The sequence below is a fragment of the Salinarimonas sp. genome, from assembly GCF_046292825.1.
GTDB lineage: Bacteria > Pseudomonadota > Alphaproteobacteria > Rhizobiales > Beijerinckiaceae > Salinarimonas.
Genome location: NZ_JBKBQG010000029.1, coordinates 12391 through 26797, shown reverse-complemented (window position 1 = coordinate 26797; position 14407 = coordinate 12391). Strand labels below are relative to the sequence as shown.

The window sequence follows — 14407 nt, the reverse complement described above, 5'->3', positions numbered from 1 at the left end:
TCTTGCGCGCTTGCCTTTTTCCGGCCGATCCACCAAAAGCCGGACCATTCCGCTACTGGACGAGGCTCCGATGATCGATTTCGCCCGCGTGCGCCGCATGATGATCGACAACCAGCTGCGCACCTACGACATCACCGATCTCGGCATCCTGAGCACGATGAACGAGGTGCCGCGCGAGCGTTTCGTGCCCGATCCCCTGCGCGATCTCTCCTACACCGACCGCAGCCTCGAGGTCGCGGGGCCTGAGAGCGCAGAGGGCGCGCGACACCTCCTGCCGCCGATGATCTTCGCCCGCCTCCTCCAGAACCTCGCGATCCGCCACGGCGAGAAGGTGCTCGTCGTCGGGGGCGGGCTCGGCTACGAGGCGGTCGTGATCGCGCGCCAGGGCGCGCGGGTCGTCGTCCGCGAGCCCGATCCCGCGCTCGCCGAGCGCACCCGCGCCAATCTCGCCGAGCACGGTGCGGGCGCGGTCGTCGTCTCCATCGGCCCGATGGCGGAGGGCTGCCCCGAGGAGGCGCCGTTCGACGCGATTCTGGTCAACGGCGCGGTTCAGGTGCGTCCCCGCGCGCTCCTCGAGCAATTGGTGGACGGCGGACGCCTCGGCGCGATCGTCGGGGACGGCAGCCGCACCTCCCGCGCGAGCGTCTTCGTGCGCAGCCACGACGCGTTCGGCGCGCGTGCGGTCTTCGACGCGGCGGCGCCGGTGCTCGCGCCCTTCCGCGAGGAGCCGGGCTTCGTGTTCTGAGGGCGGCGCGCGCGCACGCCTTCCGCGACTTCCGCGACATACGCAATTCCGGCTATCGCGTGCGCGTTCGTGCACGCGTGCGTCTCCTCGCGCCCGTCGCGCTTGCGTGCCCGAAATGCCACGCCCTTTGCATAATTGCGGCCAAGGCGAGGCCGCGGCTTGCCGCAATGCGACGCATCGGTATTGTTTCGCTCGAAGAAGGATGCAGCCTCTCGATTCTCGCGTCGGGCAGAAGCCGTGTCGCGGGGCGTGTTTGGAAGAAGCAATGCACAAGAGAACAGCGGCAACGTTCGCCTCGATGCTGATCGCCGCCGGTCTTCTCTCGACCGGATCGCTTCCCGTGTCGGCCGAGACGCTGGAATCGGCGCTCGCCCGCGCCTACACTTCGAGCCCGATCATCAACAGCCAGCGGGCGTTCCTGCGCGGGACCGACGAGGGCGTGAACGTCGCGCTCTCCGGCTATCGGCCGCGGGTGAGCGCGACGGCCTCGGCGGCGCAGGTGTGGACCCAGACGCGCGTTCCCGGCCTGCCGACGACGACGGACACGACGAACCCCGTCTCGGTGGGCGTGCAGCTGAACCAGACGCTCTACGACGGCGGGCGCACGGCGAGCGCCGTCCGGGGGGCGGAGAGCAACGTCTTCGCGGGCCGCGAGAACCTCGAGGCGCAGGTGCAGAGCGTGCTGTTCGAGGCCGCACGCGCCTATATGGACGTCCTGCGCGACACCGCGATCCTCAACCTGCAGCGCAGCAACATCGACGTGCTCGGCGAGCAGCTGCGGCAGACGCGCGACCGTTTCGACGTCGGCGAGGTCACCCGTACCGACGTCGCCCAGGCCGAGGCGCGCGAGGCGGCGGCGCGGGCTCAGGTGAACGTCGCCGAGGGCAATCTGCGCGCCAGCATCGCCATCTATCGTCAGGTGGTCGGGACCGAGCCGCGCCAGCTCGCGCCGGGCCGCGTCCCGCAGCGGCTCGTGCCCGGTTCCGTCGAGCAGGCGATCCAGATCGCTCTGTCCGAGAATCCCGCGATCGCCGCGGCCATGCACGCGCTCGACGTGGCGCAGGCGGAGGTCCGCGTCGCCGAGGGCGCGCTCCTGCCGACCGTCGGCCTCCAGGCGGGCCTGTCGCATTCGGCGACGGGCGGGCGCAGCACGACGGACGCGCGCGTCACCGCGCAGCTCAACGTGCCGATCTACCAGGCGGGCGAGGAATTCGCCCGCATCCGTCAGCTCAAGCACATCGCCGCGCAGCGCCGCTTCCAGATCGACATCGAGCGCGAGCGCGTTCGCGCGGCGGTGATCGCCTCCTGGGGCCAGTTCGACGCGGCGACCGCGCAGATCGCGGCGGCGCAGGCTCAGGTGGCGGCTGCCGAGACCGCGCTCTCGGGCGTGCGCGAGGAGGCCCGCGTCGGCCAGCGCACCACGCTCGACGTGCTCAACGCGCAGCAGGAGCTCCTCGTCGCGCGCGTCAACCTGATCACCGCGCAGCGCGACCGCGTGGTCGCCGGCTTCAGCGTCATCCAGGCGATGGGCCGCCTGACGCCGACCCGTCTCGCGCTCGCCACGCAGCTCTACGATCCCTCGGTCCACTTCGACCAGGTTCGCGGCCTCTGGTTCGGCACGCAGACTCCGACGGGCGACTGATGAGCGGCGCGCCCGCCGAGGTTTCTCAGCCGAGGTGGTCGCCCGCGAAAAGCTGTGCGTCGGACGGGTTCGTCTTTGCACCGACAAGCCGCTCCTTGGTAGAATGTGATTCGGTGCGGCGGGCGTCTTGCTCGTCGGAGGGTAACTCGTTTCGTTGCAGGCGCGCATGAGCCCGGCCAGTCCCAAGACTCAAGAGCCGACGATGGAGGAGATCCTCGCCTCCATCCGCCGGATCATCGCCGACGATCAGGCGGCGGCGCAGGCCGAGGCCGTCGAGGAAGAGGACGAGGCGCCCGACCCCGAGCCGGAGCCGGCGGACGACGAGCCGCAATCCCAATCGGCGATCGACGACATGTTCGCCGAGGCCGGCGGCGACGATGACGAGGACGACGTGCTCGATCTCGCCGAGGTGGCCGAGCCCGTCGCCAAGGCGCGCGAACCCTCGCCGCTCGATCTCGACCACGAGGACATCGATTTCCGCGAGGCCGGCCCCGATCTCGAGCCGCTCGCGGGCTTCGACGAGCCCGAGATCGAGGAGGAGGAGCCCGAGCCGGAGCCGGAGGACGCCTTCTCCTTCGCGGCGCCCGAGCCCATGCCGGCCCCGCCGCCCCCGCGTCCGCGCCCCGCCTTCGAGCCCCCGCCGCCGCGGCGCGACTTCGACGAGGAACGTCTCCTCTCGGACACGACGGACGCGGCCGTGAGCGGCGCCTTCAACATGCTCGCCCACACGGTTCTCGCCAATAACGGCCGCACCCTCGACGATCTCGTCAAGGAGATGCTGCGGCCGATGCTGAAGGTCTGGCTCGACGACAACCTGCCCGTCATCGTCGAGCGGCTCGTGCGGGCCGAGATCGAGCGCGTCTCGCGCGGCCGCTGACCGGCGCGGGGCGCGCGGCGGGCAGCCGTCGACGCCCGTCCTCCGCAGCGCCCATCGATCAGCCCCGTCGACTTGTCTCGTCGACTTGCCCCGTTGACTTGCGCGCCGTGGTCCGGTTTCTACCGGCAGCCCCAGCGGCGCGCATGCCATTCGCACGAGACACGATCGGCCGACCCGTCATGATGGACAAGACCTTCGACCACGCCGCCGTCGAGGCGCGCATCGCCGATGCCTGGACGCAGGCCGGTGCCTTCCGCGCCGGCCGGCCCGAGCGCGCGGGGGCGGTGCCCTACACCATCGTGATCCCGCCGCCGAACGTCACCGGCTCGCTCCACATGGGCCACGCGCTCAACAACACGCTGCAGGACGTGCTCTGCCGCTTCGAGCGCATGCGCGGGCGCGACGTGCTTTGGCAGCCGGGCACGGACCATGCCGGCATCGCGACGCAGATGGTCGTCGAGCGCCGCCTCGCCGCCGAGGGCAAGCCCTCGCGGCGCGAGATGGGGCGCGAGGCGTTCTTGCGCGAGGCGTGGGCGCAGAAAGAGCAGTCGGGCGGCACGATCCGCCGCCAGCTCGAGCGGCTCGGCGCCTCCTGCGACTGGTCGCGCGAGCGCTTCACCATGGACGAGGGCCTCTCGGCCGCGGTCACCAAGGTCTTCGTCGATCTCCACGACCAGGGCCTCCTCTACCGCGACAAGCGCCTCGTCAATTGGGACCCGAAGTTCCAGACCGCGATCTCCGATCTGGAGGTGCAGCAGATCGAGGTGAAGGGCCATCTCTGGCACTTCCGCTACCCGATCGAGGGCGAGGAGGGGCGCTTCATCACGGTGGCGACGACGCGCCCCGAGACGATGCTCGGCGACACCGCCGTCGCGGTGCATCCGAGCGACGAGCGCTATGCCGATCTCGTCGGCAAGTACGCGATCCTGCCGCTCGTCGGGCGCCGCATCCCGATCGTCGCCGACGATTATTCCGATCCCGAGAAGGGCTCGGGCGCGGTCAAGATCACGCCCGCGCACGATTTCAACGATTTCGAGGTGGGCAAGCGGCACAAGCTGCCGCTCGTCAACGTGTTCGATCGCGAGGCCCGCATCGAGATCGCGGGCAACGAGGCCTTTCTCGCCGGCGCCTCGCCGGACGACGAGACGATGGCGCTCCACGGCCTCGACCGGTTCGAGGCGCGCCGACGCGTCGTCGCGCTGATGGAGGAGCGCGGGCTCCTCGCCGAGATCCAGGCGAACGTCCACATGGTCCCGCACGGGGACCGCTCGAACGTGCCGATCGAGCCCTATCTCACCGACCAATGGTTCGTGAACGTCGGCCCGCTCGCCGAGCGCGCGCTCGCCGCGGTGCGCGAGGGGCGCACGCGCTTCGTGCCGGAGAATTGGGAGAAGACTTACTTCCAATGGCTCGAGAACATCGAGCCGTGGTGCGTCTCCCGCCAGCTCTGGTGGGGCCACCAGATCCCGGCCTGGTACGACGAGGAGGGCAACACCTTCGTCGCCCCGACCGAGGCGGAGGCGCTCGCCAAGGCGCGCGAGAGGCACGGCCGCGACGTCGCGCTCACCCGCGACGAGGACGTGCTCGACACCTGGTTCTCCTCCGCGCTCTGGCCCTTCTCCACGCTCGGCTGGCCCGACGCGACGCCCGAGCTGAAGCGGTACTATCCGACCAACGTCCTGGTGACGGGCTTCGACATCATTTTCTTCTGGGTTGCCAGGATGATGATGGCGGGTCTTCACTTCATGGACGAGGTGCCGTTCGACACCGTCTACATCCACGCCCTCGTCCGCGACGAGAAGGGGGCCAAGATGTCGAAGTCGAAGGGCAACGTCATCGACCCGCTCGACCTCATCGACACCTACGGCGCCGACGCCCTGCGCTTCACCCTCGCGGCGATGGCGGCGCAGGGGCGCGACATCAAGCTTTCCGTCGCGCGCGTCGAGGGTTACCGGAATTTCTCGACGAAGATCTGGAACGCGGCCCGTTTCGCCGAGATGAACGGCTGCGTGCGCGTCGCCGGCTACGATCCGACGGCCGCGCGCGAGACGCTCAACCGCTGGGCGCTCTCCGAATGCGCGCGGGCCTTCGCCGAGGTGACCGAGGCGATCGAGGGCTACCGCTTCAACGAGGCGGCGGGCGCGGCCTATCGCTTCGTCTGGAACGTGTTCTGCGACTGGTATCTCGAGCTCGCCAAACCCGTTCTCCAGGGCGAGGACGGGCCGGCCAAGGACGAGACGCGTGCGACGGCGGCCTTCCTGATCGACCAGGTCTGCAAGCTCCTGCACCCCTTCATGCCCTTCCTCACGGAGGCCTTGTGGGAGGCCAAGGGGCAGGAGGGGCCCGCGCGCGACGAGCCGCTGCTGGCGCTCGCCGCCTGGCCGGACCTCTCCCACCTCGCGGACGCGGCGGCCGAGGCCGAGATCGGCTGGGTGGTCGATCTCGTCTCCGAGATCCGCTCGGCGCGCTCGGAGACGAACGTGCCCGCCGGCAGCCAGATCCCGCTCCTGCTGATCGCGCCCTCGGCGCAGACCCGCGAGCGCCTGCCGCGCTGGTCGGCGATGATCGAGCGCCTCGCGCGCCTCTCGAACATCTCCGAGGCCGACGCCGCACCGAAAGCGAGCGTCCAGCTCATCGTGCGCGGCGAGACCGCGGCGCTCCCGCTCGAGGGCGTCGTCGATCTCGATGCCGAGCGCGCGCGCCTGACCAAGGAGACGGGCAAGCTCGAGGCCGAAATCGCCAAGATCGACGCCAAGCTCGGCAATGCCGACTTCCTCGCCCGCGCTCCGGAAGAGGTCGTCGAGGAGCAGCGCGACCGCCGCGACGCGGCCGCCGCCCGCAAGGCGAAGATCGCGGAGGCGCTCGCGCGGCTGTCGTGAATTCGGGAATGCCGGACCGTCGGTACTGTCTTCGCCGACGGTTCGGCACGATGTTGACATGCAGGAACGGGGTCTATAAATTCAGGCTTGCATCGAACGGGCTTTGGAATCAGGCGGATGAACTGGGTTGAAAGCTTCGGAGGTTTCCTGTCGGAGCAGTCTCACCGTTTCGGCGTTTGCATTCTGAGCCTTATCGCGACCTTGTTGATACCCTGCCTGCCATTGTTCGTCGAATTCTTGAAGTCTGGTGCCGTTAGGGAGGATAATCCCACTCTTACAGCGGCGGTTTTGGCGTCTGTCTTCATATTCACTGCAGGCCACATGCTGTATTTCTGCCTGTACATTCTGTTGTGTATCTTCAGTCTGCTGATCAACCTCACGGCGGGGCCGACCTCTCCCGAATTCGTCTCGGGAATAGGGGGCTCTCTCCTGGCGTCTGTGGTAATCTTGCAAGCGTCGGAACGGATCTGGTGGCACATGGTGATGAGCCGGCCGTTTCCGGAGCAGCTGGAACTCAATCGTTCCGGAGGCGGCAAATGAGTTCAGTGGCTGAAGGCCTGTCCCCCGTTGTCGTTCTTTCGGGACTATCGCTCCTGCTGGCGTCGTTCTCGTTCGTCGCCGCTCTCGTCGGGGTTCTGGCGACGATCCAAGCACTCAGAGCAAAGTCTCGTGCAAGAGCGACCGTCGAATGTCTGGTCCGTCAAGACATGGCTATGGCCGAGCGCCTACGGAGCGTCGAGGAGAAGGGCTGGACCGACGACGACTTCAAGGAACTGCGAGCGCGCGTCGAGCAATGGATACAAAACATGGACGAGGGCGACCGGCAGATCATGCATCGAGGTCTCCATCAGTCGAGCATTCCGGGTGCGCGACAGTTCTTGAAGGAGCTTTTGGGGAGTAGGCGAGCGGCCGGTGGAGCGAGGTCGAACGCGACCGAGGGGGTTCGAACCCGGGCGAGTTAACCGCACATTATCCAGGGGCGTGCGACGAGGGTGCATGCCCGCCTTCGCGCTCCATCCTTTGAGCGGGGAGTTCCGCCTCCCCGACACGGAAGCCGCTTTCCGCACCGAGCGCTTGCCGGAAACGGTGCGCCACGCGCGGCTCCTGTTCCTGCTCTCGGCGATCCTGAACACGCTCTTCCTCGCCTCGGACGCGCGCTTTTTCGGCGACCCGCACTTCTTCGTCGCGGTGTCGGCGCGGCTCGCGGTGGTGGCGGTGTCGCTCGCCGCGTTCTTCGCGATCGCACCCGCGCGCAGCGTCGCGCATGCCCAGGGCGTGATGCTCGGCTGGCAGCTGGTGACGGCGCTCGGCGTGATGCTGCTCGTCTCCTCGCGCTCGGACCTCGCTCTGTTCGTGGTCCTGCTCCTGCCGCTCGTCTTTCACCTCGCGGTTCCGAACACCTTCCGCTGGGGGCTCGTCTCCGGCGCGGGCTGCTCGGTGGCGATGCTCGTCGGCTTCCTCGCCCTCGGCGAGGGCGCGCCCGGCGTCAACACGACGCCCTTCGGCCTCTCGCTCGCGGTGGTGATGCTCAACGCGGCGCTGCTCCTCGTCGTCGTGCGCTCCAATCGGCTGCGGCGGCTCGAATGGGCGGCGGTTCGGCGCGAGCGCGAGGCGGCGCGGGCGCTCGAGGAGAGCCGGGCGAATTTCGAGCGGATGTTCCGCCTCGTGCCGATCCCGGTGATCGTGACCGAGCGCGAGGGCGGCCGCATCGTCGCCTCGAACGCCGCCGCCGCCGCGTTTCTCGGCGGGGTGGCGCCCGAGAGCTCGGCGAGCATCGCGAGCTATTACGCCGATCCGGCGGATCGTCACGCCTTCCTCGACGAGCTGACGCGCAATGGGCAGGTGCACGGCTTCGAGACCCGGGCTCTGCGGCCCGACGGCCATCTGCGCGACGTCGTCGTCGAGGCGATCCCCGTCGAGATCGGCGGTCGGGAGGCCGTGCTCTCGGCGATCGTCGACATCAGCGATCACAAGGCGGCGCAGGAGCGGATCTGGCGGGCGGCGAACCATTGCTCGCTCACGGGCCTGCCGAACCGCGCCTATTTCCAAGGGGCGATCGAGCGCATTCTCGCCGAGGCGCGCGCCGCGGGAATGGGCGCGGCGCTCCTCCTCGTCGATCTCGACGGGCTCAAGGAGGTCAACGACACGCTCGGCCACGATGCCGGCGACGCGCTCCTGCGCGAAGCCGCCGCGCGCCTCGTCGCGACCGCGGGGGAGGGGGCCCTCGTGGCACGGCTCGGCGGCGACGAGTTCGCCGTCCTCGCGAGACCGGCGGACGAGCCGGCGGCCCGCACGCTCGCGAGCGCGATCCTCGCCGCCCTGCGCCAGCCCTTCGTCCACGACCATCGGGTGCTCGCGACGCGCGGCAGCGTGGGCGTGGCCCTGTTTCCCGACCACGACACGCAGCCGAGCGAGCTCGTCAAGGACGCCGATCTCGCCCTCTACGCCGCCAAGGAGGGCGGGCGCAACCGCGCCACCTTCTACGACCGGACGATGCGCAGCGAGCTCGAGGCGCGCGTCGGCCTCCTCGCGGAGATCGCCGCGGGCGTGCGCGCGGGCGCGATCGTGCCCCATTACCAGCCCAAGGTCCTGATCGAGACCGGCGCCGTCGTCGGCTTCGAGGCGCTCGCCCGCTACCGCCATCCCGAGCGCGGCATCGTCGGCCCGGACGTGTTCGGCGCCGCTTTCGAGGATCCGGACATCGCGGCCGCGATCGGCGAGGCGATGATCGAGGCCGTGTGCGGCGACATCGCCCGCCTCGAGGACGCCGGGCTCTCCTTCGGCCGCATCGCGGTGAACCTGGCGGCGGCCGAGTTCCGCGACGCCGCGCTCGCCGAGCGGATCCTCGCCACCCTCGCGCGCCGCGGCGTGAGCCCGAACCGCCTCGATCTCGAGGTGACCGAGAGCGTCTTCGTCGGGCGCCGGGCGGACGGCGTCGCGCAGACGTTGCGGACGCTCGCCGAGGCCGGCATCCACATCGCGCTCGACGATTTCGGCACGGGCTACGCCTCCCTCACCCATCTCAAGCAATTTCCCGTCGACGAGATCAAGATCGACCGCTCGTTCGTCAGCGACGTCGAGCGCGATGCCGACGATGCGCTGATCGTGCGCGCCGTCGTCGGCCTCGGCCACGCGCTCGGCATCCGCGTCACGGCCGAGGGCGTCGAGACACCGGGGCAGGCCGCCTTCCTCGCGGATTGCGGCTGCGCGGAGGCGCAGGGCTTCCTCTACGGCCACCCGATGCCCGCCGACGCGATCGCCGCCTTTCTCGCCGCGCGGGCGCCGACCGCGCCGCGCAGCGGCCGCGCCAGCGCCGCCTGAGCTCCGCGCCCGTCCCGCGCGTCGCGGCGCGGCCATGCACGGGACGCAAGGTCGATGGGCGCGGCTGCGCATTCCGTTGCGCGCGCGAGCGGCTATCCTCGCGAGGCCCGCTCTGCGACGGGCCGGAAAGAGGCTGCGGCGCGACGATATGACGGGTTCGGGCGACGAGGCGAGACGAACGCGAGCGATGATCCTCACCTTCGCGGTCGCGGGCTTCGCCTCGACCTTCGCGGGGCGCATCACCGATCCGCTCGTGACGGTGATCGCGGGCGATCTCGCGGTCTCGGTGAAGACGATCGCGCTCCTCGCCACCGCCTTCGCGCTGCCCTACGCGCTCATCCAGCCGGTATTGGGGCCGATCGGCGACGGGCTCGGCAAGCTCAAGGTGATGCGGGTCTGCGTCGGCGTGCTCGGGCTCAGCCTGATCGCGGCCGCCTTCGCGCCGGACGAGACGAGCCTGTTCGTCCTGCGCATCGTCTCGGGTGCGGCGGCGGGCGGCATCATCCCCCTCGCGCTCGCCGCGATCGGTGACCGGGTCGGGATGGAGGGGCGGCAGGTCGCGATCAGCCGCTTCCTCGTCGCGATCATCCTCGGCCAGCTCGCCGGGACGGCTCTGTCGGGGCTGCTTGCCGAATGGATCGGCTGGCGCGGCGTCTTCGTGCTCTCGGCGGCGATCGCCGGCATCGCCTTCGCGGCGGTGACGCTCGGCGCGCGGCGGCAGACATCGGCGCCGGGACGTCTCGATTTCGGGCTCGCGCTCGCGCGCTATCGCGGGCTGTTCGCGATGGTGCGCGCGCGGGCTCTGTTCTCCTTCGTCTTCGTCGAGGCGGCGGCGATGTTCGGCGTCTTCCCGTTCATCGCGGTTCTGCTCGAGGCGCGCGGCGCGGGCGGCGCGGCGGAGGCGGGCATCGCGATCGCCGCCTTCGCGGTGGGCGGGCTCCTCTATTCGGCGCTCGTGCGCTGGCTCTTGCGGGTCGTCGGTTCGATGCGGATGATCGCGGCGGGCGGGGTTTTGGGCGCCGTCGCGCTCGTCGGCGTCGCGCTCGCGGCCGATTGGCGGCTGATGGCCGCGTCTCTGGGGCTGCTCGGCTTCGCGTTCTATCTGATGCACAATTCCTACCAGACGCAGGTGACGGAACTGACCGTCGAGGCGCGCGGCTCGGCCACGGCGCTCCACGCCTGCTTCTTCTTCCTCGGCGCGGCCTGCGGCCCGGCCCTCGTCAGCCTCGGCTTCGCCGCGATCGGCGAGATCCCGACGCTCGTGCTCTGCGGGCTCGCGATCCTCGTGCTCGGCCCCGTCGCCGCGCGCATCCTGACGCTGACGGATCCGCGGCGCACGGCCGCGCGCTGACCCCTCGCCCGTTGGCGGCGCATCGGGAGAAACACGCAGCCGGGACGGTTGACGGCGCAACTAATTTCATGTCCATTTCCCTTGACCGCCGGCAAGACCGGCGTGCGCGAGAGGACACGAAGCCTCCATAAGGGGCCGTCTTTGCCAAGGGAGAACCGATCCATGACGTCGATGAAGCCGGTCGCGCTCGCTTTCGTCGCGAGCGTCGCGCTCGCGGGCTCCGCCGCGGCGCAGGAAGTGACGCTGCGCATCCACCATTTCCTGCCCGCCGCCAGCCAGGCGCACCAGAACTGGCTCGAGCCGTGGGCGCGCCAGGTGGAGGAGGATTCGCAAGGGCGCATCGCCGTCGAGATCTTCCCCGCGATGCAGCTCGGCGGCCGCCCGCCGCAGCTCTTCGACCAGGCGCGCGACGGCATCGTCGACATCGTCTGGACGCTCGCCGGCAACACGCCCAGCCGCTTCCCGAGCCTCGAGGCGCTGGAACTGCCCTTCGTGCCCCACGCGCTCGGCGAGGTCACCTCGGCCGCCGCTCACGAGTTCTTCGAGGAGCACGCGCGCGCGGAGCTCGACGAGGTCCACGTCCTCGCGGTGTTCGGCCACGGCCACGGCCATTTCTTCACCCGCGAGCGGCCGATCGTGAACCCGTCCGACGTCGACGGCATGACGATCCGCGTGCCCAACCGCGTCATCAACGAGACGCTCGCCAATCTCGGCGCCAATCCGCAGGGCATCCCCGCGCCGGGCGTCCCGGAGGCGCTCTCGCGCGGCGTCGTCCAGGGCGTCGTCTTCCCCTACGAGGTGGTGCCCGCGCTTCGCGTCAACGAGCTGACGAGCCATGTCGGCGCCTTCACCGGCGACCGCTCGCTCTACACCGCCGTGTTCCTCTTCGTGATGAACCGTGCGACCTACGAGGGCCTCTCGGAGGAGAACCGCGCGGTAATCGACGCCAATTCCGGCCTCGAGCTCGCCCGCGAGATCGGCGCCAAGTGGGATTCGTGGGACGAGCCCGGCCTCGAGGCGATCCGCGCCACCGGCAACGAGATCCGCACGATCGAGGGCGACGACCTCCAGGCCTGGCGCGAGGCCGGCGAGCCGGTGATCCAGGCTTGGATCGAGGAGCAGAACGCCGCCGGTCGCGACGGTCAGGCCCTCGTCGACGCGGCGCGCGCCCTCGTCGAGAAGCACGCCTCGAACTGACGCGCGGGCCATGAGCGAGGCGACCGCCACCCGCAGACCGACGGCGGCTCTCACCGCCGTCGGCCATGTGCTCGACCGGGTGGCGGGGGCCGTCGCCGTTCTCGGCGGCCTCGTCCTCGTCGGCATGATCGCGGTCTCGGTCGTCTCGATCGTCGGCCGCTCGATCCTGCCGCCGATCTCGGGCCTTCTCGGGATGCCGATGCGGGCGCGCTCGATCCCCGGCGACATCGAGCTCGTCCAGCACGGGCTCGGCATCGCCGTGTTCGCCTTCCTGCCCTATTGCCAGCTGCGCCGCGGCAACGTCATCGTCGATTTCTTCACGGCGAATGCCCGCCACCGGGTGCGCGCCGCGCTCGACCTCCTCGGCAACGCGATCTTCCTCGCGCTCGCGAGCCTGATCGCTTGGCGGCTGATCGCGGGGTTGCAGGACAAGATCGCCTTCCGCGACACCACGATGGTGCTGCGCCTGCCGGAAGCCTATCCCTTCGCCGCCGCGCTCGGCTGCGCCTGGCTGCTCGCGATCGTGTGCGCCTTCACGGTCTGGCGCAGCGTCGAGGAGCTGATCGTGGACCGCCCGATCGGCCCCGCCACCGCCTCGGAGCACTGAGAGCGTGCGAATCGTTCGAACGGTGTCATCCCGGGCCGCGAAGCGGACCCGGGACCCATACGCTCCACGACCGTCCGAGCGCGCATGCCGCGCTCGCTGCGCGACGTTGCAGCGGCGCTCGTCGGAGAAACGCAGCCTATAGGCTGCGACTGAAGCGTCGTGGGTCTGGGTCCCGGATCGCCTTCGGCGTCCGGGATGACAGCCCTGTAAGGGACTTCCGAACTCTGAGCCTCAGCCCCATGTCGAACGTCACGCTCGGCCTCGTCTCCTTCGCGGTCCTGATCGGCCTCCTGACCTTGCGCATCCCGATCGGCGTCGCAATGGCGGCGGTGGGGGCGGCGGGCTTCGTCTATCTCTCGGGGCTCAACCCCTTCCTCGCCTATCTCAAGCAGACGCCCTACGAGGTGTTCGCGAACTACTCGCTCTCCGTCATCCCGCTCTTCCTGATGATGGGGAATTTCGCCGCGCGCTCGGGGCTGTCGGCGAGCCTCTACAAGGCGGCGAACGGCTTCCTCGGGCATTATCGCGGCGGGCTCGCGATGTCCTCGATCGGGGCCTGCGCGGCCTTCGGCACGATCTGCGGCTCCTCGCTCGCGACCGCGGCCACGATGGGGCGCGTGGCGCTCCCCGAGATGAAGCGCTACGGCTATTCGGGCGCGCTCGCGACGGGCTCGATCGCGGCGGGCGGCACGCTCGGCATCCTGATCCCGCCCTCCGTCGTCCTCGTCATCTACGCGATCCTCACGCAGCAGAACATCGCCAAGATGTTCCTCGCCGCCGCCATTCCCGCGCTGCTCGCGGTGATCGGCTTCATGATCGCGGTGCGGCTCTATCTCGCGATCTCCCCGCAATCGGGCCCGCCCTCCGAGCGCGTGCCCTGGGGCGAGCGGATGGCGCGGCTCGCGCGGGTGTGGCCGGTCGTCGTGATCTTTCTCGCCGTCTTCGTCGGCATGAACGGCGAGAACCTCTTCGGCCGCGCGCTCTTCACGCCGACGGAGGGGGCCGCGATCGGCGCCTTCGGCACCGGCCTCGCCGCTCTGATCATCGGGCGCATGCGGCCGGCCGAGGTGATCGCGGTGCTCAAGGACACCGCCGTGCAGACGGCGATGATCTTCCTCATCCTGCTCGGCGCCGATTTCTACAACGCCTTCCTCGCCCGCACCCAGATGCCGGCCGCGATGGCGGCGTGGGTGTCCGATCTCGGCCTCGCGCCGGTGATCGTGCTCCTCGTGCTGCTCGGTCTCTACCTGCTCCTCGGCTGCATGATGGACAGCCTGTCGATGATCCTGCTGACGATCCCGATCTTCTTTCCGGTGATCATGGCGCTCGATTTCGGCCTGACGCCCGAGCACACCGCGATCTGGTTCGGGATCATCGTGCTGATCGTGGTGGAGCTGGGATTGATAACGCCACCGGTGGGGCTGAACGTCTACATCATCAACGGCATCGCCAAGGACGTGCCGATGTGGGAGACCTTCAAGGGCGCGTCCGTCTTCCTCGCCGTCGAGATCGTCCGCGTGGGCATCCTCATCGCCTTCCCGTTCCTGACGCTCGCGCTCTTGTGGTAGCGCGGCGGGCGGCTCGGACTGCTCGAAGCGAGGGGACGCTGTCATCCCGGGCCGCGAAGCGGACCCGGGACCCATACACGCGACGATCGTTCGAGCGCGCATGCGCGCTCGCTCCGCCACACACCCGTGGCTCCCGTCGCAGAGGCGCAGCCTACAGGCTGCGACTGAGGCGTCGTGGATATGGGTCCCGGATCGCCCTCTGGCGTCCGGGATGACAGCC

10 protein-coding genes are annotated in these 14407 nt (G+C 69.7%); all 10 read left to right on the top strand.

Features of this window, described 5'->3' with window-relative positions; translation table 11 throughout:
* Positions 1-70 precede the first annotated feature (70 nt).
* The 10 genes from ACK4UM_RS14270 to ACK4UM_RS14225 all read left to right on the top strand — a co-directional run bounded on the left by ACK4UM_RS14270 (position 71) and on the right by ACK4UM_RS14225 (position 14187).
* Complete coding sequence (locus ACK4UM_RS14270) at positions 71-745, top strand: protein-L-isoaspartate O-methyltransferase family protein (protein ID WP_409800311.1); 675 nt, start codon at positions 71-73, stop codon at positions 743-745.
* Between the two features lie 265 nt (positions 746-1010).
* Positions 1011-2387 (top strand): TolC family outer membrane protein, encoded by a 1377-nt coding sequence (locus ACK4UM_RS14265; protein ID WP_409800309.1) that lies wholly within the window; start codon positions 1011-1013, stop codon positions 2385-2387.
* Positions 2388-2553: 166 nt separating this feature from the next.
* Entirely contained in the window at positions 2554-3264 is a 711-nt protein-coding gene (locus ACK4UM_RS14260) for a PopZ family protein (protein ID WP_409800307.1), read from the top strand.
* A 179-nt stretch (positions 3265-3443) separates the two neighbouring features.
* A complete protein-coding gene (locus tag ACK4UM_RS14255) occupies positions 3444-6143 on the top strand; it encodes a valine--tRNA ligase (protein WP_409800305.1) in 2700 nt (899 codons plus the stop codon).
* A 117-nt stretch (positions 6144-6260) separates the two neighbouring features.
* Positions 6261-6683: a hypothetical protein gene (locus ACK4UM_RS14250; RefSeq protein WP_409800303.1), complete on the top strand. Its 423-nt coding sequence runs from the start codon at positions 6261-6263 to the stop codon at positions 6681-6683.
* Positions 6684-7139: 456 nt separating this feature from the next.
* Positions 7140-9464, top strand: coding sequence for a putative bifunctional diguanylate cyclase/phosphodiesterase (locus tag ACK4UM_RS14245; RefSeq protein WP_409800301.1), 2325 nt, complete (start codon positions 7140-7142; stop codon positions 9462-9464).
* 187 nt (positions 9465-9651) lie between these two features.
* Positions 9652-10815 carry an MFS transporter gene (locus ACK4UM_RS14240; protein WP_409800299.1) on the top strand — a complete coding sequence of 388 codons (1164 nt, stop codon included), beginning with the start codon at positions 9652-9654 and terminating at the stop codon, positions 10813-10815.
* A 162-nt stretch (positions 10816-10977) separates the two neighbouring features.
* Positions 10978-12012, top strand: coding sequence for a TRAP transporter substrate-binding protein (locus ACK4UM_RS14235; RefSeq protein WP_409800297.1), 1035 nt, complete (start codon positions 10978-10980; stop codon positions 12010-12012).
* Positions 12013-12022: 10 nt separating this feature from the next.
* Entirely contained in the window at positions 12023-12619 is a 597-nt protein-coding gene (locus tag ACK4UM_RS14230; protein ID WP_409800295.1) for a TRAP transporter small permease, read from the top strand.
* A 239-nt stretch (positions 12620-12858) separates the two neighbouring features.
* Positions 12859-14187, top strand: coding sequence for a TRAP transporter large permease (locus ACK4UM_RS14225; protein WP_409800293.1), 1329 nt, complete (start codon positions 12859-12861; stop codon positions 14185-14187).
* Positions 14188-14407: the final 220 nt, after the last annotated feature.

What these genes read in the sequence shown, in the direction of transcription:
- ACK4UM_RS14265 (WP_409800309.1), top strand. Translation starts at nt 1,011, where the DNA reads ATGCACAAGAGAACAGCGGCAACGTTCGCCTCGATGCTGATCGCCGCC.
- ACK4UM_RS14240 (WP_409800299.1), top strand. Translation starts at nt 9,652, where the DNA reads ATGATCCTCACCTTCGCGGTCGCGGGCTTCGCCTCGACCTTCGCGGGG.
- ACK4UM_RS14255 (WP_409800305.1), top strand. Translation starts at nt 3,444, where the DNA reads ATGATGGACAAGACCTTCGACCACGCCGCCGTCGAGGCGCGCATCGCC.
- ACK4UM_RS14245 (WP_409800301.1), top strand. Translation starts at nt 7,140, where the DNA reads ATGCCCGCCTTCGCGCTCCATCCTTTGAGCGGGGAGTTCCGCCTCCCC.
- ACK4UM_RS14230 (WP_409800295.1), top strand. Translation starts at nt 12,023, where the DNA reads ATGAGCGAGGCGACCGCCACCCGCAGACCGACGGCGGCTCTCACCGCC.
- ACK4UM_RS14250 (WP_409800303.1), top strand. Translation starts at nt 6,261, where the DNA reads ATGAACTGGGTTGAAAGCTTCGGAGGTTTCCTGTCGGAGCAGTCTCAC.
- ACK4UM_RS14260 (WP_409800307.1), top strand. Translation starts at nt 2,554, where the DNA reads ATGAGCCCGGCCAGTCCCAAGACTCAAGAGCCGACGATGGAGGAGATC.
- ACK4UM_RS14270 (WP_409800311.1), top strand. Translation starts at nt 71, where the DNA reads ATGATCGATTTCGCCCGCGTGCGCCGCATGATGATCGACAACCAGCTG.
- ACK4UM_RS14225 (WP_409800293.1), top strand. Translation starts at nt 12,859, where the DNA reads ATGTCGAACGTCACGCTCGGCCTCGTCTCCTTCGCGGTCCTGATCGGC.
- ACK4UM_RS14235 (WP_409800297.1), top strand. Translation starts at nt 10,978, where the DNA reads ATGACGTCGATGAAGCCGGTCGCGCTCGCTTTCGTCGCGAGCGTCGCG.